At 35.8% G+C, this 20,755-nt stretch carries 15 protein-coding genes and 1 tRNA gene; 6 read left to right on the top strand and 10 right to left on the bottom strand.

Annotated elements, in window-relative coordinates; translation table 11 throughout:
- Positions 1-32: 32 nt before the first annotated feature.
- From pflA to thiI, 7 genes are all read right to left on the bottom strand, one after another.
- Positions 33-812, bottom strand: coding sequence for a pyruvate formate lyase 1-activating protein (pflA, locus tag A9G47_RS09610; protein WP_218057015.1), 780 nt, complete (start codon positions 810-812; stop codon positions 33-35).
- Between the two features lie 248 nt (positions 813-1,060).
- Positions 1,061-3,343, bottom strand: a complete 2,283-nt coding sequence (gene pflB / locus A9G47_RS09605) for a formate C-acetyltransferase (protein ID WP_065642767.1) — start codon at positions 3,341-3,343, stop codon at positions 1,061-1,063.
- A 68-nt stretch (positions 3,344-3,411) separates the two neighbouring features.
- On the bottom strand, positions 3,412-4,260 hold the full coding sequence (gene focA / locus A9G47_RS09600) for a formate transporter FocA (RefSeq protein WP_081303626.1): 849 nt from the start codon (positions 4,258-4,260) through the stop codon (positions 3,412-3,414).
- 1,066 nt (positions 4,261-5,326) lie between these two features.
- Positions 5,327-5,812, bottom strand: coding sequence for a tRNA (uridine(34)/cytosine(34)/5-carboxymethylaminomethyluridine(34)-2'-O)-methyltransferase TrmL (gene trmL / locus A9G47_RS09595; RefSeq protein ID WP_065567844.1), 486 nt, complete (start codon positions 5,810-5,812; stop codon positions 5,327-5,329).
- A 15-nt stretch (positions 5,813-5,827) separates the two neighbouring features.
- Positions 5,828-7,210: an envelope stress sensor histidine kinase CpxA gene (cpxA, locus tag A9G47_RS09590; RefSeq protein WP_065642766.1), complete on the bottom strand. Its 1,383-nt coding sequence runs from the start codon at positions 7,208-7,210 to the stop codon at positions 5,828-5,830.
- Positions 7,211-7,238: 28 nt separating this feature from the next.
- Positions 7,239-7,961 (bottom strand): response regulator, encoded by a 723-nt coding sequence (locus A9G47_RS09585; RefSeq protein WP_065567842.1) that lies wholly within the window; start codon positions 7,959-7,961, stop codon positions 7,239-7,241.
- Positions 7,962-8,080: 119 nt separating this feature from the next.
- A complete protein-coding gene (thiI, locus tag A9G47_RS09580) occupies positions 8,081-9,529 on the bottom strand; it encodes a tRNA uracil 4-sulfurtransferase ThiI (protein WP_065567841.1) in 1,449 nt (482 codons plus the stop codon).
- A gap of 141 nt (positions 9,530-9,670) precedes the next feature.
- On the opposite strand from thiI, the gene A9G47_RS09575 reads away from it, so the two are divergent.
- The 5 genes from A9G47_RS09575 to A9G47_RS09560 all read left to right on the top strand — a co-directional run bounded on the left by A9G47_RS09575 (position 9,671) and on the right by A9G47_RS09560 (position 12,243).
- On the top strand, positions 9,671-9,889 hold the full coding sequence (locus tag A9G47_RS09575; protein WP_065653462.1) for a hypothetical protein: 219 nt from the start codon (positions 9,671-9,673) through the stop codon (positions 9,887-9,889).
- A gap of 185 nt (positions 9,890-10,074) precedes the next feature.
- Positions 10,075-10,449, top strand: coding sequence for a preprotein translocase subunit SecG (gene secG, locus A9G47_RS09570; RefSeq protein WP_065642765.1), 375 nt, complete (start codon positions 10,075-10,077; stop codon positions 10,447-10,449).
- 7 nt (positions 10,450-10,456) lie between these two features.
- A tRNA-Leu gene (locus A9G47_RS09565) sits at positions 10,457-10,542 on the top strand.
- Positions 10,543-10,762: 220 nt separating this feature from the next.
- Entirely contained in the window at positions 10,763-10,933 is a 171-nt protein-coding gene (locus tag A9G47_RS15000) for an integrase arm-type DNA-binding domain-containing protein (RefSeq protein ID WP_442903247.1), read from the top strand.
- Positions 10,934-11,604: 671 nt separating this feature from the next.
- Positions 11,605-12,243 (top strand): LemA family protein, encoded by a 639-nt coding sequence (locus tag A9G47_RS09560; RefSeq protein ID WP_065642764.1) that lies wholly within the window; start codon positions 11,605-11,607, stop codon positions 12,241-12,243.
- 131 nt (positions 12,244-12,374) lie between these two features.
- Here A9G47_RS09560 and mukB read toward each other — a convergent pair whose 3' ends face one another.
- The 3 genes from mukB to mukF all read right to left on the bottom strand — a co-directional run bounded on the left by mukB (position 12,375) and on the right by mukF (position 18,893).
- Entirely contained in the window at positions 12,375-16,793 is a 4,419-nt protein-coding gene (gene mukB, locus A9G47_RS09555) for a chromosome partition protein MukB (protein ID WP_065642763.1), read from the bottom strand.
- A gap of 2 nt (positions 16,794-16,795) precedes the next feature.
- On the bottom strand, positions 16,796-17,482 hold the full coding sequence (gene mukE, locus A9G47_RS09550) for a chromosome partition protein MukE (protein ID WP_065566904.1): 687 nt from the start codon (positions 17,480-17,482) through the stop codon (positions 16,796-16,798).
- Between the two features lie 88 nt (positions 17,483-17,570).
- Positions 17,571-18,893 (bottom strand): chromosome partition protein MukF, encoded by a 1,323-nt coding sequence (gene mukF / locus A9G47_RS09545; protein WP_065566845.1) that lies wholly within the window; start codon positions 18,891-18,893, stop codon positions 17,571-17,573.
- 316 nt (positions 18,894-19,209) lie between these two features.
- Between mukF and pntA the strand changes: the two genes are divergently transcribed.
- Positions 19,210-20,742: a Re/Si-specific NAD(P)(+) transhydrogenase subunit alpha gene (gene pntA, locus A9G47_RS09540; RefSeq protein WP_065580163.1), complete on the top strand. Its 1,533-nt coding sequence runs from the start codon at positions 19,210-19,212 to the stop codon at positions 20,740-20,742.
- The last annotated feature ends 13 nt before the right edge of the window (positions 20,743-20,755 follow it).

Raw genomic sequence — 20,755 nt, 5'->3', positions numbered from 1 at the left:
GAAGGCATATGATCATTCATATGCCTTTTATTTTATTTACTGAAAGTGACATAATGGCCATAAGATTCTAAAATACCTTGGATCCTGTCCATGGTTTCTCTTGGCGGTGCCTCAACGCCAGCTAACTTATATTCGTCACCAAGCGTGTCCCATTTATAAGCGCCCAATTTGTGATAAGCTAATAATTCTACGCGCTCAATATTATCCATTCCTTGAATGAATTTACCGAGTAAATGAGCGGAATCATCATCATCAGTCCATCCCGGTACAACCACATAACGTATCCAAGTTCTTTTGTTAATTTTTTGTAGATGTTTAGCAAATTCTAGAACACGTTTATTAGGCACACCCACTAGTTTTTGATGAATTTCATCATTGACCTGTTTTAAATCGAGCATCACTAAATCAGTGACTTCTAAAAGTTCATCCATTATATGATCGAGTTGTCTAGCATACCCATTAGTATCTAAGCAGGTACTGATACCCTCTTGATGGCAAGCTCTAAACCATTGAGTAACAAATTCAGCTTGTAAAGTTGCTTCACCACCAGAGGCCGTTACACCGCCACCATTTGGCATAATGAAGCTTTTGTAAGAAACAATCTCTTTCATCAACTCATCAACGGTAACTTCTCGACCTGCTTTTAAATCCCACGTATCGCGATTATGGCAATACAAGCAGCGCATTAAGCACCCCTGAAAAAAGACAATAAAACGAATCCCAGGACCATCTACAGTACCGAAAGATTCGAAAGAGTGAATACGACCTATAATAGGCGACTTTGTTGTCATAATTATGTTTTGTTGTTCCATAGATAATCTCTAATCATTGCTCATATTGCTTTTTTAATCATTTTAACCCTGATAATGACCAAATTACACCCATTGTATTAATCAATACGAATTATATTTCCGTTTAATTATATCGAATAATGACCCATAATATTTAATTATTATCATCGTATTCATATTTAATTACAGTGGCACAAATAGTATTTTAGCGTTGATAAAAAAATAGCGCCTTAAGGGCGCTATTTTAATTAAGTTAATCAATGACTAAACTACATAGATTGCGTAAATGTACGGCTAATTACGTCTTTTTGTTGTTCTTTAGTTAATGAGTTGAAACGTACTGCATACCCAGAAACACGAATTGTTAATTGTGGGTATTTTTCAGGGTGTTCCATCGCATCTAATAATGTTTCACGGTTTAATACGTTAACATTTAGATGTTGTCCACCTTCAATTGTTGCTTCATGGTGGAAGTAACCATCCATTAAGCCAGCAAGGTTGCGTTTACGTACATCATCATCTTTACCTAATGCATTTGGAACGATAGAGAAAGTATAAGAAATACCGTCTTTAGCGTAAGCAAATGGTAGTTTAGCAACAGAAGTTAATGAAGCCACAGCACCTTTTTGGTCACGTCCGTGCATTGGGTTAGCACCTGGTCCAAACGGTGCTCCTGCACGACGTCCATCTGGTGTGTTACCTGTTTTCTTACCATATACAACATTTGATGTAATTGTAAGTACAGATTGTGTTGGAATTGCATTACGATAAGTTTTAAGTTTTTGAATTTTCTTCATGAAACGTTCAACTAAATCAACAGCAATGTCATCAACTCGTGGGTCATTGTTACCAAATTGTGGGTATTCACCTTCAATTTCGAAGTCAGTCGCTAAACCATCTTCATCACGAACTGTTTTTACTTTAGCGTATTTAATCGCAGAAAGTGAGTCAGCAGCAACAGAAAGACCCGCAATACCACATGCCATAGTACGAATAACATCACGATCATGTAATGCCATTAATGATGCTTCGTAGCTGTATTTATCGTGCATGTAGTGAATTGCATTTAATGCTGTTACGTATTGTTTTGCTAACCAATCCATGAAGTGGTCTAAACGAGCAAATACTGTATCGAAATCTAAATATTCATCCATAATTGGATCTTCTTTAGGACCGACTTGCATTTTTAATTTTTCATCCACACCGCCGTTGATTGCGTATAGAAGTGTTTTAGCAAGGTTTGCACGCGCACCAAAGAATTGCATTTGTTTACCGACGATCATTGGGCTTACACAACATGCAATCGCGTAGTCATCGTTATTAAAGTCAGGACGCATCAAGTCATCGTTTTCATATTGTAATGATGATGTGTCAATTGATACTTTTGATGCAAATTCTTTGAATCCACTTGGTAATTGTTCAGACCAAAGGATTGTCATGTTAGGTTCAGGCGATGGACCCATTGTGTATAAAGTATTTAAGAAACGGAAAGAAGTCTTAGTTACTAAAGTACGACCATCAACCCCCATACCAGCGATAGATTCGGTTGCCCAAATTGGGTCACCTGAGAATAATTCATCATATTCAGGCGTACGTAAGAAACGAACCATACGTAATTTCATTACAAAATGGTCAACAATTTCTTGCGCATCTTTTTCAGTAATTAATCCAGCAGCAAGATCACGTTGGAAGTAAATATCAAAGAAAGTCGATGTACGACCTAATGACATTGCCGCACCATTTTGTGATTTAACCGCAGCTAAATAACCAAAATAAGTCCATTGAACAGCTTCTTGTGCTGTTTTAGCAGGTTCAGAAATATCGAAACCATATTTAGCCGCCATTTCTTTGATTTGACCAAGTGCACGATGTTGTTCTGCGATTTCTTCACGACGTTGCATTGTCATGGCTAAATCAACACCATTTTCAAAATCAGCTTGTAGTGAATTGAATTGTGCAAATTTGTCTTTCATTAAATAGTCGATACCGTAAAGTGCTACACGACGGTAATCCCCAATGATACGACCACGACCATAAGCATCAGGAAGACCAGTGATAACACCTGATTTACGACAACGAAGGATATCTGGCGTATAGATATCGAAAACACCTTGGTTGTGGGTTTTGCGGTATTCAGTGAAGATTTTTTTGACTAATGGATCTAGCGTTCTGTTATAAGCTTTACAAGAATTCTCGATCATTTTGATACCACCAAACGGGATAATCGCACGTTTTAGTGGTTTTTCAGTTTGTAAGCCAACAATTTTTTCTAAATCTTTTTCAATATAACCTGCGTCATGAGCAGTAATTGTCGAAATAACACTGGTATCAAAATCCACAGGGGCATGGGTAGCATTTTCAACTTTGATGCCTTCCATTACTTTAGCCCATAACTTAGTTGTAGCTTCTGTCGCGCCAGCTAAGAAAGACTCATCACCCTCGTATGGCGTGTAGTTCTTTTGAATAAAATCGCGGACATTAACATTATTTTGCCAATCACCATCTTTAAATCCTTTCCAAGCAACAGCTTGTACTTCGTTTAAATTACTCATAGTTTTTCACCTCAGGTTTACAAAAATATCTATTCATCCTTTTTTATATGAGGATAAATATCATAAAATCAATGTGGCTTACGTAAATATAAAGCCCAATAAGGTAGTGCAACCGCTAAACCACCTAAAATATTCCCAATTGTTACAGGAATTAAATTATTTAAAACAAAATGCGTTACCGTTAGTTCTTTAAATGCATCAGGAGACACGCCAATTGCTTGCCAAAATTCGGGTGACGCAAAGTTATTAATCACAATACCCATTGGGATCATAAACATATTGGCAATGCTATGCTCAAAACCACTGGCAACAAACATTGCAACAGGAAGGACCATGATTAACATCTTATCAAGTAAACTACGACCTGCATAACTTAGCCATGCAGCTAAACAAACCATTAGATTAGCTAAAAAACCAAGGCATACGGCCTCAATAAAGGTATGATGTAACTTGTGATCTGCCGTTTGAAGAACATTTAGCCCCCATAAGCCATTAGCAACCATATACTGGCCAGAAAACCAAATTACTGTGACAAACAGTATAGCACCAATAAAGTTACCGATATAGACAAAAATCCAATTACGGAGCATTTTTATCCAGCTCACTTTGTGCGTCATTTTAGGCAAAATCGTTAATACTGTTGAAGTAAATAAGTCTGAGCCACAGCAAACAACCAGCATAAGACCTAATGAGAAACAAATGCCCCCCACCAATTTTGCTAAGCCAAACGCAACCGTTGCAGTGCCTGTGGTTACAGTAATGTAAAATACGAAAGCAATTGAGATAAAAACACCTGCAAGAATTGCAGATAAAATCGTGCTAGCTGGGTGTTTGTTTACTTTATAATGGCCAATGTCTTCGGCAATTTGGGTCATTTGTGCGGGAGAATATGAATCAACAAGTTTATCTGTGCTCAAACTAACATCCTTAAAAAAACTAGGGTTTTATGAGAGGCATAGTATACTCAAAATTTGACGCAGATCACGTTTTTTTTTATTAAAAATAATTTAAAGCTCAAAAAACGTTGTTTATTAAAGATATTGACTATAGTAAAAAAAGAGTAAGCTCTATTTTATAAAAAAGACATACTATTATCTTTAATAAACCACTTTAGTAACGTGAATTTGTGTACGATGCTGGCTTACTTTGCTTGATACTCAGTATGGTATCTAATTCAATTTATTAGAGAAATTTTAACAAAAAAACTGATTAATTTTTTAAACAAAAGTTAATGTGCTTTTTTGTTACTCTTATCATAGAATAGCGCCTTTTGAGGCTATCTTGGCAATGTTTTGATATTTAAATGTTGTGGTATTCAAAGTTTTCCAGAAAAATTCGTTCCTCTTTTGTCACTCGGTTTTACGCAATCACGCTGATTTATTGCTGATAAAACAGTATCTCACTAAACATCTTTGTTTGATGTGCTAATCTGACTCCGTCGGTGGTATCTTCTGCCACCGGATAACACTGTGCTATTATTCAGTTAGCGAATTAAAAAGGAAGCCTTTTTATTAAAAAAACACTTCAGAAAAGCCATTGATTTTATTGAAGTTTTTATTTTGTGTAAAATCATATAGTTATAAGATATTACGTTTTTGGGCTTGATATCCAAGCTTAAAATTTTTAAGCGTTTTATTTGCTTACGCAACCATGCTGATTTATTGCTGATAAAACAGTATCTCTCTAGCTATCTTTGTTTGGCGGGCTAATTTGGCTCTATCGGTGGCATATTCTGCCACCGAATAGCACTGTGCGATTATTCAGTTAGCGGATTAAAAATAAAGCCTTTTTATTAAAAAATACTTCAGAAAAGCTATTGATTTTATTTAAGTTTTTATTTTGTGTAAAATCATATAGTTATAAAGTATTACGTTTTTTGGCTTGGCTTCTTAGCCTAAAATTTTGTAAGCGTTTTAGGTAGCTATGCAATTATGGTAATGATACGTAAGCCGTTTGTCAGTTTATTCTTTCTAAAACAATAATCTATTTTGCTCCCATGTAACCTAGCTGGCGCCATGATTCGTAAACGACAACAGCTACCGAGTTAGATAAGTTCATACTACGGCTTGTGGCTAACATAGGAATACGTATTTTTTTATCCTGAGGCAGTGCATCTAATATTGTGTTAGGTAAACCGCGGGTTTCTGGGCCAAACATTAAAAAGTCATTTTGTTGATAATTAACTTCACTATGCGGTTTTTGTCCTTTTGTGGTTAAAGCATACACTTGTGTTAACCAGTCTATTTGATTGGTATCTACAAAATGGTCCAAATTTTTGTAACGTTTTACATCGACAAATTCTTGATAATCAAGCCCTGCTCGTTTTAGCTTTTTGTCATCCCAATAAAAGCCCATGGGTTCAATAATATGTAAGTTAAAGCCAGTGTTAGCGCAAAGGCGAATAATGTTGCCTGTATTGGCAGGAATTTCCGGTTCAAATAAAACGATGTTTAATGCAGTATTTGACACAATAGTTCTCTTTTATTATTTATATTTATGAATGGGTAATATTATCACAATTCGAAGTCCACCAAGGTGGCTTTTTTCTGCGGTAACCGTGCCGTGATCGCGTATGATTGCATTAGCGACTATTGCGAGCCCGAGTCCTGTTCCACCAGATTGTCGATCACGCGCTTCGCTTGTGCGATAAAATGGCCTAAATATTTGCGCTAATTCACTTTCAGCTACACCTATGCCATCATCATCTATGGTAATTGTTACCTTTTGTTTTTTTACTTCAAAATTGATAATAATTTGTTTATTTGAATAGCGAAATGCGTTTCGTATAACATTTTCAAGTGCACTGCATAACGCTACGGGATAACATAAAATAGTGTGGTTAGTTGGTTGATTAACCACTGAAAAATTTTTTCCTATTTGTTCGGCTTCAAACGCCGCATTATCCAACACGGGTTTAAATAGAAGATCAATTTGATTAAATTCACGAATTTCATTATTGTCATATTGCTGCCTTGCCAATAATAGTAAGTCACCAATCATAGCATCTAGCTTTATTGCTTCATTATTGATACGTATAACTTCACTGCTTTCGCCTTGTTTTCGACGTAATAAGGAAGTAGCAAGTTGTAAGCGTGTTAGTGGTGTGCGTAATTCGTGAGAGATATCCGAAAACAGACGTTGTTGCAACGTTTGCATTCGTTTTAGCTCTCTTAACATAAGGTTAAAACTAGCGCCCGTTGCTTTATATTCAGACGATCCTATTTTTTCAAGATCTGGCCACTCTTGCAAATTACCTTTAGCAACCTGATCTGCCGCTTGTTTTAGCTTTCTTGCCGGTTTTGCTATGCTCCAAGATAACCAAAGTAAAAAAGGGGAACTTGCAAGCATAGTCAGCGTTAGTAATAAAAAAGGGTGATCAAAAATAAAATTAACAAATTGGGATTGGCTATCTGTTGCGGGTTGTAAAATATATAATTGATATTGCGCATTTGTATAATGAATCAAAAAAGGGCCGATAATTTCTTGGGTATCATAAATTTGCTTTGCTGGATCATCAACATTATGAGATTTTTGACTAAAGTTTTTTATCAAATCAATATTTTCAGTTTCAGCTGTTATAATTTGCTCATTGGGAGTAACTATAAATAAAGATTGAGCTGGTTTTTGGTGCGTATTCATTACCACAATAAAGCGCATCCACCAGCGAAAACTATCTTTGGGTACATTGGCAAGATCATTTTCAATTTGCCGAGCAAGTTTATTACCGATTTCTTTATCTTTATTTGCTAAATACGTTAAATTTCGCGAATCAAGATTGGGTAACACCATAATTAACATTAAGAAAGAAGCTATCGTTAATAAAAATATAGTGAAAATTTTGATAGCTAGCCTGTCAAAAAACCACATGTTATCTGGCCTTTATTATCATATTATTCTAGTCTTGTAATAAATCATCATGTGGGTCAATGACAAATAAGTAGCCTTTAGAACGTAATGTTTTAATCCAAGGTAAACCATCACTTCTTGGCGGAAGCTTTTTGCGCAAATTAGACACATGAACATCAATTGAGCGAGCTAGTGGGACAAACTTTTTCCCTAAAACCGATGCAGTTAGCATGTCTCGTGAAATTATTTTGCCCCCTTGCTCAATAAATTTTAGCAATACTTGAAACTCTGTCCCAGTTAATTCAATGTACTTATTATCAAAAAAAACAGCTTGTTGTTTTCGATTTACGTTAAGTTTATCAATAATATATTGAATTGGCTTATCAGAATCATCATTTGAGATATTATCCCAACGCGCTCTTCGTAACTGCGCATTAATTCGAGCGATAAGTTCTCTGTCATTGAATGGTTTTAGAATGTAATCATCCGCTCCAAGCTCAAGCCCATTAACTTTATCATGTTCACTATCTTTGGCTGTTAAAAAAATAATCGGAACGGTAAATTTAGCTCTGAGTTGAGATAATACATTAAACCCGTTCATTTCAGGCATCATAATATCAAGTAGCACAAGATCGATAGTATCATCAAATTTTTCTAAAGCTTCAATGCCCGTATTAGCGATTTCAATTTGATACCCTTCTAATTCGAGCAATTCACGTAATAATAAAGCAATCTCAACATCATCATCAACTATAAGTAATTTGCTATTCATTACACTCCTCTTTATAGCATTTATTTTTGATATTTATTTTAAATAACAAGCATAATTTATGCACAAAATCCATTATATAGGTAAAAAATACAAATAATATAGTAATGTATTGTTAAGTTTTATAAAGTAAATATTTTTACGTTATTAAATCCTTGATCAATTAAATAAAGCGCTTGTAACTTGCTCATAACACCACGATCGCAATATAGTAAATATTGTTTTGACTGATCCAAATTGCCAAATTGTGTTGCTAATTTATAAAATGGAATAAGTTTGATTTCAACGTCATTCAATACAAGTGGATTATCCTCTTGCTCGTCTGGCGAACGAATGTCAATGACCACGTGATCAGCATTAAGTGTTGTGATTGTTTCAACATGAGTAATCTTGGTGTCAGCTTGTTTAGCTATCTCACGAATATCAATATTTTCAGCTTCAGCAACAGCTTTATCCAAAATCGTGAAATCAAAATTCAGCTCTTCCGCTTCAATTTTTTCTTTTACCGCTTTAACTGTTGGGCTTTTAGAAATCACACCACAAAATTCTGGCATGGTTTTAGCTATATCCTCAGTACCAATTTGGCGCGCAAGATTGATAATTGTTTCTTTATCATGTGTGATTAGAGGTCGTAAGATTAGTGTGTCACTAACATTATCAATTAATCGTAAATTGGTCAGCGTTTGGCTCGATACTTGCCCTAATGCCTCTCCAGTAACAAGTGCTTCTACTTTATAACGCTGTGCAATTTTTGATGCAGCACGAACCATCATCCGTTTTAAAACAACGCCCATTTGTCCATCATCGATCTTCTCAAGAATTTCACCAACAACATCAGAAAAATTAATCGCAATAAAACGCACTTTATGCGAACTACCATAACGTTCCCAAAGATAATGAGCCATTTGTTTAACACCAATCTCGTGAGTTTTTCCACCAAGATTAAAGAAACAATAATGTACACGGCTTCCACGTCGCATTAACATATAACTTGACACGCCTGAATCAAAACCACCCGATATAAGTGAAATGACATCTTCTTGTGTACCCGTTGGAAAACCACCAATGCCAGCATGTCGACCTTTAACAAGTAGTAATTTGTCGTTATCAATTTCAAGGTTAACCGTAATTTCTGGATGATTTAATTTAACCTTAGCCGAAGAAACATATTGATTGAGCCCACCACCAACATAACGTTCAACATCAATTGAAGAAAATTCATGCTTGCCACGACGTTTTACACGTACACAAAATGTTTTATCTTCAATTAATGGCGCATAATAAACCACTGCCTTTTCAAAAATATCATGCATATCAACGAAAGTGATTTCATCAACGGCTAAAATATGATGAATACCGGGGATCCTTGTTAATAATTCGAGTATCTTGGCTTCACTATTTTCAATTTTTGGGCGAACTTCAATAAAATCCCAATGACGAATCACGGCAACATCTTCAATATGATGTTTTAAAATATTACGAATATTGCTGGTGAGTATTTTAATAAAACGTAAACGAACAGAATCACTTTTGATGGTTATTTCAGGAAAAAGTTTAACAATAAATTTCATAAATAGAGCTTACCATAATAAAAATGGCGACATTATACTGCTTTTTAGACAAGAACGCACAATTGATTATTATACTCTCACTATTAGAGTGAGCTGGCTAATATTGCATATTTTTCTATTAATGCTAACCCTGTAAATAGTGTGATTGTAGATAAATATGGCATGGTTGTACTTACTTGGTCCCACTATTATTACTGGTTTTTTTCATCTGATGAATTTCCACTGACAGAACAATATCCAGAATATTTTAACAAATATGCAATTGATGCTTGGATAGGACAAATTCAAGTATGGGGGAAAAGAACAGTTATTACATGCTGTATGCAAGGCATAATGACGCCAATTCAAGTTGAAAAATAGTTTTGGTTGCAATAATGGTAATATTGATTTTAGTTTAAAAATTAGTAACTTTTTATTAATTAAAAAGGACATTTTATACAACAAGCCAACAATTCTTGAAATTTTACTTGCTTGTTGGCTTGTCTTTCGCTAATATTTCGCACCAATAGATTCTGTTGTAGAACACATAAAATTGACAGGTTGAAATGTACGAATTTTTGATTGTGAGTTATTTGATTATCGCTTTAGCGATTATCGCTTTAGTTTTGATTCAACGAGGCAAAGGGGCTGATATGGGTTCTTCTTTTGGCTCGGGTGCGTCAGCAACTTTGTTTGGTTCTTCTGGTAGTGGAAATTTTTTAACTCGCGCTACAACTTTGTTAGGTATTTTGTTTTTTATCATAAGCATTTTACTATCGAATTTGGGTAGCAAACCGCACGTAACTAGAACAGGCGAGTTTGATAGCCTTGAAGATACTATACCAACAACAACGCAACAAAACGAAAGCAAAACGGAACAAATAACCGCTCCAGTTGCTCAACCAACACAACAGAATTCAACATCAGATATTCCTGAATAAAAACGGCGCCGTGGTGGTGAAATTGGTAGACACGCTATCTTGAGGGGGTAGTGCTCTAAGAGCATGCGGGTTCAAGTCCCGCCCACGGCACCAAATCAATAAACATCAGCATTCTTTTAAACCCTACAAAGCACATCAAACCCAGTAATAACAAGCCTTAAAGTCTATTTTATTGCCCATTAAGTATCAGTAAAGTACATTTACAACCAAAATTTTTAGGTATATGCCTAGGTATAAGAAGAAAATATACCTATATATCGTATACCTAAAATAATTATGGCTAGAAAAACACATCCATTAACAGCCCCCCTAAATAAAAACCGCCAAGCAAAGAGGGAAAGATTATTCGTTATTTGATGATGGTGGTATGTATCTCTTGGTTAAATCGAATAATTCTAAAATATGGTGTTTTAAGTATATGCGTCCGTATATCAAAAAAGGCGCATTAATTAGCTTTGGTAGTTATCCAGAAGTTTCATTATGACACGCTAGAAAGCAAATAGATGAATTACGCATCAATAACATATCAATGCAAATCAGTCAAAGCCAACAAAATCTTTGTATATAAACAGATTTTAGATATTGATCTATTGAAACTATGCAATAAACAAGCACTGTAAGAAAGCAGAAAAGAATCTAAAATACAAGAATATAAATTTAATTATAATGAATAAATCGGTAGTTAATGCAGGTGTATCATTATAAAAAATAGTATAAATAATTTATATCTATTCTATTTGCGAACAAATTCTTTAACTTATTAAATAAAATTTATTCTGAAAGAGATTCATTCACACTATTTCAAACCAATGAACAGTGTTAGGTTTAAAACACCATCATTTATCTCTTCTGCTATCTACAGACCTTATTTACTGAATAAATAAAATAAGTTATTGTTTTAACATAAGTTGAAAGTAACAAGAATGTGTGATAACGTGCCTATTAATTAGCAAGGTTTACGATAACGGGCTTGATGCGAACCATATTTACTGAATATCTAATATCAATAAGCCAGCTGTAATATATGCTCAATTCTCTATATTTATTCAAACCCGTTTCATATTGGCTTGCTTTTATCATATCTTTACAATGAAATATAAAGAAATATTAATTATCTAAATTATAGAAATTTAATTACAACAAAGAGGCAATAATATGTTTTTCTTATTTTTTATTTTGGTCATTGGTGTTTTAGTTTGGCTATTTCTTGCATACAATAAGCTTAGGAGCTTAGCTGAAAATGTAAAACAAAAACAATCAAATATTTATGTAACGATAAAGAAAAGGCACGATATAGCGCAAAGGTTGTCTGATATCGCGTCTAGTTATGGCGATCATGAAAAGTTAACTCACTTTACCGTGACTGAGAGTAATAATATTGCTACCGCAAATAATGTTGCATCTGAAGCATCTCGAGTTATCGGTAATGTTCAAATGCTAGCAAATCGTTTTCCTGATTTAAAAGCAAACTCGACTTATCAGCAATTAATGGTGCAACTTGATGAGATTGAAAACACGATTTTAAAAAGAAGAGAAGATTATAATGCGGCAGTTCAAATCTATAATTCAACTCGTGGTAGTATTCCTCATCTATTCTATGCAAGTAAATTGGGGTTTGTTGAAGCAACCTATTTTGAAGTCGATGAAAATGGTATAGAACAGCTTGCTTCATTTAAAACCGATGATGGAAAAATTCTTAGAGATACCATGGGAAGAATGGCCTCGGTAGCAACTGAAAATGTCAAAAAAATAAAAGCGAAAAGAGATAATAATACTGAAGAAGTCGAGCCGTAAAATTAACAAAGATCTAGTGATAACATTAGCGCTTCTTTGGTTTGGTTGGAAGAAAGTATATTTTTATCACTTATCATTAAAAATTCGCCGACAATGTCGGCGAAAAAATAAGTAAATATAATTAAAAATTATTACGCAAAACCTTTCAACCCAACCACATGGACATGTTCTTGGTTATTGATAACTTTACGCACAAGTTTATACGTTGTACCTTTTTCAGGACTGATATTTTCTGGGGCAGCTATAATTAATTGCATCTCCAAACGTTCACATAACTCAAATAATGTTGCAATGGATTTTGCATCTAATCGAGCCGCTTCATCTAAGAATAACAAACGACATGGTAAGATATCTTTATTACGTAGTCGCTTGGATTCTTCTTCCCAACTTTGAATCACCATGAGTAAAATTGACATACCTGTACCGATGGCCTCGCCCGTTGATAATGCGCCACTTTCAGCACGTAACCAACCATCAGCCCCCCGATTGACTTCAACATCCATTTCAAGATAATTTCGATAATCAAGTAGCTCTTCACCAATATTTTGAGCGGTTCGTTGTCCCATATCAATATGTGGATTTAAGCGCTGATAAAGTTTAGCTAAAGCCTCTGAGAAAGTAATACGATTGTTACTAAACAGATCTTGATGTTCATTTTTTTCATCAGCAAGTGCGGCTAAAAGCGAGGAATGCGCCTCTCGAACATTAACATTTAAGCGTACCCCATTAACTTGACCAAATGCCACTGCTTGTAATCCTTGGTTAAGTAGTCGGATACGGTTTTGCTCACGTTGAATAGTTTTACGGATAATATTTGACACACTTTTGGAGCTTATCGCTAACTGCTGTTCTCGAGATGTTAATTCTTCGGTCAAACGCGATAACTCAATTTCCATTTGTTCAATAGCTTCAATTGGATCATCAGTTTTTACAATATCTTGGCGAATTCGTTCGCGTAAATGCGCATAAACTGCAATATAAAATTGAATTTTGCGTTCTGGGCGTTTTGGATCTTCAGATAATCTTAAGATATCCCGTAAATGTTCATTATCGTTAACTGCTAAACGTAATGAGCCTAATGCTTTATCTGACATTGAACGCAGCTCATCGGCACTTAAATAAGCAAGCTCACGACGATGTAAACGGCGTTCAACGCTATTGTCTTTAACTAGTCTTAGTACTAAACACCAACCCACTTTCGCTTGCACTACTTGTTCTCGAAGTTGTTTATAATCACGCAACGTTTGAGTTAAGCGTTTTTGCATTTGCGTCATTTCGCTTTCACACATAATCAATTGTTTTTCAAGCGATGTACAATGTTGGCGATTACTATTTAATTTGTGATGGATTTCATCACGGCGAGCGCGTGCCCGCTCTTCAGTAATCGCATCGGCTTTTACACCGATTTGCTCAATTTCTTTATGTAGTTCATTTAGCATATCGCGCTTAGTTTCAAAAGCACTTTTTAGCGATGCAAGCGTTTGATTATATTGATTGTATTTATCTTGATACTGTTGCATTTGGCTGCGTGCTGCAACTTTTTGAGCTTCAACGATTTCTAAGCGAGAACGTAATTGTTCATTTAAGTCGCTATTTTCATTTAACATGCCCGCTGAATCTTCATAACTAAAATGAGCACGGCGTTGTATCACTTCAGTTAATGCAAAGACTTGTTGTCGAATGGTTTGTTGCTGTGCTTTGACTAGATTGTAATGCTCTCGCAATGCTTCATTTTGCTCTGGATCGCTTTGTAATACCGTCACAATCGGTTCAAGTTCAGAAACTGTGTTACGATTACGGCTAACATATTGCACTGATTCTTGCGCTTCAGCTAATTGTTCACGCAATTCATCAACACGATCAGCTAAATCATCATCAGCAAGTAGATGCATCTGGGCAACAAGTTTATTAATAGTTGCTAATTGCTCTTTATAATTAGCGACTTGTTGTTGGTTTTGTTGATCGATACTTTCTTGAGATGCGAGTTGACGTTCAATTTCATTACGTCTCATTGTTAATTTTTGAACTTCAGCTTCAGGATCAATATCAAAAGCTACAGCAAGATATTGACCGATAAATTGTCCAACATTTTGCTCAATGCGTTGTAACTTTTGTAAATCAAATGAAATAGTTGCATAACGTTCATGCAATTCATCTCGTTCAGCAGATAATTTTTCGAGGTGGATTTCACGTGCTGCACGACCAAATAATGGCACATGAGGAAAACTTGAGAATCGCCATTGGCGCTCACCGGTTTTAACTAACACCGCTTTATTCATCTCTTCACAATCAAAAACACTATCATCAAATGATGATGGATCTCCTTCGATAAAATAAATATCTTCTGGATAATCCTCATCACTTGCTGTCAGGCTTTCTAACTGCTGTTTAACCAGCGATAAGTCAGGTACAACAATCGCTTGCCTTGCTGGGCCGTAAAGCGCTGAAAAGTAAGGGGCATCATCTATGGTTACATCTTCATAAATTTCAGAGAGTAAGACACCATTAAATCGCTCTGAAAGCACAGATAGGCGACCATCATCAACGCCACTAGGTTGATTCAGTTGTTCAATTTGAACATCTAATTGATTACGTCTAAAACTAATTTGATCTCGCTCAGCAACAAGCACACGCTCTTTTTCAAGTAACTTTTGCATATGTTGTGTAACATCTTGGCTGTTACTAAAAGTTTCGCCTGTTTGTTCTTGCAAAGCAATTAGGGAATCTTGAGCTTTTAACCATAATGGTGCTTTTTGGCGATAATCAGCAATTTTCGATTGAATCTGTTCAAACTCTTGTCTAGATTCAATTCTTTTTTCACTCGATTTGTTAGCAAGCTCTGCGACTTCGTCTAATTGCATTTCAAGCTCTTGCTTTAAATCATCAAGTTCATCGTAATTAACTTGACGATTAATGCGTTTACAAAATTGTGTTAATAATGATTCCGCCTCTTTCTGCTCAAAAAAACGTTGTTCAAGCTCATCTAGTTGTAACTGTAAATGTTCGGCTTGTTCGGCTTGGTAACATTGTGATGGCCATTTTCTTAACGATTCTTTTGCTGCAACAAACGCATCACTACGAGTCACATCACCAACTAATTTAACCACCAATTGATAAGCACGATCAAACTGATTAATTGCCGCATCAGATACACTTAATTTTTGTTCTAGCTCAAGCACTTGTTCGGTAATTTCTTTTTGCTTTTCATCAAATACAGCAAAATGATCTTCAATATTGCTAATGCTTAGTTTTGGTAGTTGGCATAATGATTGCGCATTTTTTAGTGCTTGCAACGCTTGTTGATATTGAATTGCACGTGTTTGTTGAACATCAAGTGCTTGCTGGTAATCTGCTAGCTGGGTTTTGATTTCATCAACTTCTTGTTCAGTTTGTTGAACTTGATCACGATAAATTTGATATTGTTCATTTGCTTCAAGCACCACTTCATTTTGCTCTTCAAGCTTTAAATTTAGATCATCTAAATCAGCTTGATAGCGATCGATCTTCTCTTGTTGACGCAATGCGGCTTGCGCTAAATTCAGGTGATCATTAGCAGCTTGTAAATCCGTTTCTAAATCGCTTTGCGCTGCTTGATGTTCTTTAAGCTCTTTCGCCATTTCAACTTGACGATATTGATTGCTAATAAGCAAATCTTGTGTTTTAAACATATCACGGCGCAAACCAAGTACTGATTCAATATGCACTCGGCGTTCGTTAGCATGGCGCATATAATCAGCGGCGACATAATTAGTCGATTCACTAATAAGATGTTTGAATAAATCGCGATCCGATTGCGTGACTCGAATAGCCTCTAAAGTCATTCGGTTTTCACGTAATGCCGCTTCCATATCTTGAAAGGCTTTACGTACACCGCTATTTTCAGGTAATAAATAGTCACGCAGTGAGCGGGTAATAGCACTTGAGATACCACCATAAAGGGAAGCTTCGATCAAACGATAATACTTGCTTCTATCAGATGGAGAACGTAATCGTTTTGGTAAAAGACCAAAATCAAACATAACTGAATGATAATCAGTAATAGAGTTAAATTGTTTAAAGATAATGCCTTCCATCAATTCAACTTTTTCTTTTAACTCTGGCAACGACAAAATACGTGCCTGTTTATCATTTAATCTTTCTGTTACTAGTTCAGTTGGGCTTATATTTACCGATAAGCCTTGCAATAAAAATGGTTTGATATCAACTTTTTTGTCACGCCCTGCTACTTGCTGTAATCGTACACCACAAATAATTCGTTGGTTACGAGAGTTAATTACATCAAGCATAGAATAGCAAACGCCTGGTTTTAATTTACCATGCAAACCTTTATCTCGCGATCCTGATGTTGCCCCTGCTTCGGTTGTGTTTCTAAAATGTAATAAGGTTAAGTCGGGAATTAATGCTGTAACAAATGCTGCCATCGTGGTGGATTTACCCGCGCCATTACCACCCGATAGCGTTGTGACTAATTGATCAAGCTCAAAAGTTCGCGCAAAAAAACCATTCCAGTTAATTAGCGTTAATGAGTGAAATTTACCGTGGCCAATCATGTTTATTCTGTCTCCTCATTAACGTCTTCATATTGCTCTTCATTATTATCATTATCTAAGGTAAGTGATGATTCAATTTTAATTGCTTCTCCATCTCTAATTAAGCGTAATTGGGCTTCTTGTACATCATCACCACTACGTACATCTGCCCCAAAGCGGAAAATAGCTTCGTTGATACGAAAACGATTACTATCGTTACCAACAATAAAAAAGATCATACCCAGCCGGCGTAAACGATTTAACGCTGTTTTCACTTTATCAAAGAGTTTTTGGCGGTCCAAATCAGATCCTGTTGAACGTTGGTTCACTAATTTAAGTAATTTACTTTCATCAGCTAACGAAACTAATTCATCAAACAATTCTTGTAGGGTAAAAATACCTTCATGAGCCAATCGTTCTGGGCTTAAGTATAAATAGCAAAGTACCTTGCCAACAAGCATATCAAGTTCAGAAAGAACTGAGCGAGGAATTAATGTTGTAGAACGAGGGCGTAGGTAAAAAAAGCCTTCTGGCGCTCGAATTAATTCAACATTATAACGTTGATAAAATTGTTCAAGCTCAAGTTGGAAATCCATTAGAAAGGCATGATGATCAAGCTCATCAATGCCAATATGGCGCCCAGAACGCAGTAAACTATCAAGCTCAGGGAAGATGGGATTAGCAATTGCTTGCGCCAATTTAACTGGCATATATTTATCAATAGACGCTTGAGAGCTTGCGGCTATACGCTCCTTAACTTCATCAAGATGATGTGCGGTTCGTTGTGTTTCAAAATCGTTAATATCTGTTGATGACATGTGCTTGCACCTTAGCTCCATAATCGTTAATAGGCTTCCACTCAGCAGGAATTCCAAGCAAGTCATCTTCGGCAATACCTAGACGAATAGCTTGCTCAATAAATAACCTTGCAATATCAAAGTGTTGTTCGCGTGGGAACTGTTCCAAATAGCTATAAATGGCAAGACCTATATCAAGTGGTTTATGTTCTTGCTTAAAGACCAATAAATTTTGCTCAATATGAGCAATTATATGTTCTTGAATCTCTTCAATCATTTCAAATTCAAGTTCTGACGGTAATTCTCCTGTTACTTCTGCTTCATGTAAAGCTAGTTCTTCATCACGCATATCAAGTAAGCGATCGGCATTAGCGAATGTCAGTGCCCAAGGCAACTCAAAATATCCTTGTATCGATTTGCGTAAACGCTGTGAAAACACACGATTTTTATCTAAGTCAATAGCAGTACGAATAAATTTATGAACATGGCGATCATAACCGATCCAAAGGTCTATCGCTTTTTGCCCCCAACCAATAATTCGATCTAGTTTACCTTGTAAATCCATAACAACATTGTTAATTTTATCAAGATCAGGATTATCAAGCGTCGCATCTTGTATTAAAAGCAAACTGGCTTGCAATTTATCCCCAGCCGCTGCTAAAGTGTCTTGTAATTCGCGCAATGTTTGCGATGTTTCGGTGAGCAAACCTTCACAACTACTAATCGCCGCTTGCCAATCTTGGCTTAATAATGCCGAAATATTTTGCTTCACATCAGCTTGTTGCTCATCCATTACGCGTTGTGTGATATCGATACTATCAAAAATCTCAGCAACTGAATATTTTAACGGTGCAAAAACATTGCGATGCCAATGTAAGTCATCGCCACCTTCAAGTGCTGCGTCAGCAGCTCGTTTTAACTCTTGTGCAACAATAGAAAGCTGAAGAGATAAACGTAACGTGGAAAACTCCCTCTGACGGATATAATAGTCGGTAATACCTATTCCTAAAGGTGTTAAACGATAGATAGAAAACCCATCGGTCATTTCACTGGTAAATCGAGTAATAAACCGCTGTCGGACTAAATCATTAATTGCATTATTGGCACGCACAGTAATGGTATCTTCACTTTGCTCAAAAATTTGTGAAACATGCCTAAAAGCGTCAATTAATTCCGATTCTGTCATCTCTCCATCAAAACGCTCGCTGTTTAATACAGCAATAGCTAATAAAAAAGCTAACCTTTCAACAGGCAAGACGATCGAAAAATCATTCTTTTTTGCCCAAGAGACCAGTTCTGGCACTGATTGGGAAAAATCAATCATAAAAAAATCCTTAATTTAAGGAGAATAAAATCAAAAACACCACATAGTTTTTTATCTTGCGGTATAAACGAAAATATTGCCGATTATATAACAATATAGAGTAAATTTGTAATGATATTCAATGAAAGCGTCAAAACCATACCATTAAAATTATAGCTATTTAGTAATGACTTCATAATAATATTAATTAATAAATATCACTAAAATAATTTAAAATCTTATTTCTTGAATAAAAAATGGATTCCCTACTCGCACACAAAACTATTTATGCTAAAATCAATACACATTCAATAAACTAACATAAGGACGTAACGAAATGCATATCGGTATACCTAAAGAACGGTTAGCCAATGAAGCTAGAGTTGCCGCTACCCCTCAAACAATTGAGCAACTGTTAAAGCTTGGTTTTACAGTTTCTGTAGAGCAAGGCGCTGGACATGCTGCTCATTTTGAAGACCAAGCTTTTATTGATGCTGGAGCCACAATTCAAAATACGCAAGATATTTGGCAAAATGATCTCATTTTAAAATTTCATGCACCAACAGATGATGAAATTGCTTTAATGAAAGATGGATTAACACTCATCAGTTATATTTATCCAGCACAACACAAGGAACTATTAGAAAAATTAGCAACTAAAAATATTACTGTGATGGCAATGGACTGTGTGCCTCGTATTTCACGCGCACAATCTTTAGATGCATTAAGTTCAATGTCTAATATTGCTGGTTATCGTTCTGTTATTGAAGCGGCTAACCAATTTGGTCGATTCTTTACAGGTCAAGTTACTGCTGCTGGTAAAGTACCACCAGCAAAAGTATTAGTTATTGGCGCAGGGGTTGCTGGTCTTGCCGCAATTGGTGCAGCAGTGAGCTTAGGTGCAATTGTCCGTGCTTTTGATACCCGCCCAGAAGTTGCTGAACAAATTAACAGTATGGGCGCCGATTTTTTAGAGCTAGACTTTGAAGAAGAAGCTGGAACTGGTGATGGTTATGCAAAACAGATGTCAGCAGCTTTTATAGAAGCAGAAATGGCTTTATTTGCAGAACAAGCCAAAGATGTGGATATCATTATTACCACAGCACTCATTCCAGGTAAACCAGCACCGAAACTTATTTCTAAAGAAATGGTTGAATCAATGAAACCAGGAAGTGTTATTGTTGATTTAGCTGCGTTAACTGGCGGTAACTGTGAATTAACTAAACCCGGCGAAGTTTTCGAAACAGATAATAATGTAAAAATTGTTGGTTATACTGATTTAGCTAATCGTATGCCAGCTCAAGCATCTCAACTTTATGGGACTAACATTGTTAACCTATTGAAGCTGCTAGCTAAAGAAAAAGACGGAAACATTGATATTAACTTTGAAGATGTTGTTATCCGCGGTGTTACCGTTGTTAAAGATAAAGAAATTACTTGGCCAGCGCCACCAATTCAAGTATCAGCTCAACCACAGAAAAAAGTAGCTGAACCAATAGCCAAGCCAGAACCAAAACCAATGGATGTTCGTAAAAAATACGGTATTTTAGCTTTGGCTATTATTGCTTTCTTCTGGCTTGCTCATTCCGTTCCTGAAAGCTTTTTAGGTCACTTTACTGTGTTTGCGTTATCTTGTGTAGTTGGCTACTACGTAGTGTGGAATGTCACACATTCTTTACATACACCACTAATGTCGGTAACAAATGCCATTTCCGGTATTATATTAGTCGGTGCAATATTACAAGTCAGCGATGATAATGGCTTAACAACGGCAATTGCCTTTGTAGCTATTTTGATTGCTAGTATCAATATTTTTGGTGGATTCTTTGTTACCCAAAGAATGCTGAAAATGTTCCAACGTGATAAGTAAAGGAGAGCATAAA

The sequence above is a fragment of the Gilliamella sp. WF3-4 genome, assembly GCF_001690275.1.
GTDB lineage: Bacteria > Pseudomonadota > Gammaproteobacteria > Enterobacterales > Orbaceae > Gilliamella > Gilliamella apicola_C.
Note: the sequence above shows the minus strand (reverse complement) of the source record. Positions and strands in the feature narration are given on the sequence as shown.

Coding starts and splice junctions, on each gene's coding strand:
- pflA (WP_218057015.1), bottom strand. CDS start 812: ATGGAACAACAAAACATAATTATGACAACAAAGTCGCCTATTATAGGT.
- pflB (WP_065642767.1), bottom strand. CDS start 3,343: ATGAGTAATTTAAACGAAGTACAAGCTGTTGCTTGGAAAGGATTTAAA.
- cpxA (WP_065642766.1), bottom strand. CDS start 7,210: ATGTGGTTTTTTGACAGGCTAGCTATCAAAATTTTCACTATATTTTTA.
- A9G47_RS09585 (WP_065567842.1), bottom strand. CDS start 7,961: ATGAATAGCAAATTACTTATAGTTGATGATGATGTTGAGATTGCTTTA.
- thiI (WP_065567841.1), bottom strand. CDS start 9,529: ATGAAATTTATTGTTAAACTTTTTCCTGAAATAACCATCAAAAGTGAT.
- secG (WP_065642765.1), top strand. CDS start 10,075: ATGTACGAATTTTTGATTGTGAGTTATTTGATTATCGCTTTAGCGATT.
- A9G47_RS09560 (WP_065642764.1), top strand. CDS start 11,605: ATGTTTTTCTTATTTTTTATTTTGGTCATTGGTGTTTTAGTTTGGCTA.
- mukB (WP_065642763.1), bottom strand. CDS start 16,793: ATGATTGGCCACGGTAAATTTCACTCATTAACGCTAATTAACTGGAAT.
- mukE (WP_065566904.1), bottom strand. CDS start 17,482: ATGCCAGTTAAATTGGCGCAAGCAATTGCTAATCCCATCTTCCCTGAG.
- mukF (WP_065566845.1), bottom strand. CDS start 18,893: ATGATTGATTTTTCCCAATCAGTGCCAGAACTGGTCTCTTGGGCAAAA.
- pntA (WP_065580163.1), top strand. CDS start 19,210: ATGCATATCGGTATACCTAAAGAACGGTTAGCCAATGAAGCTAGAGTT.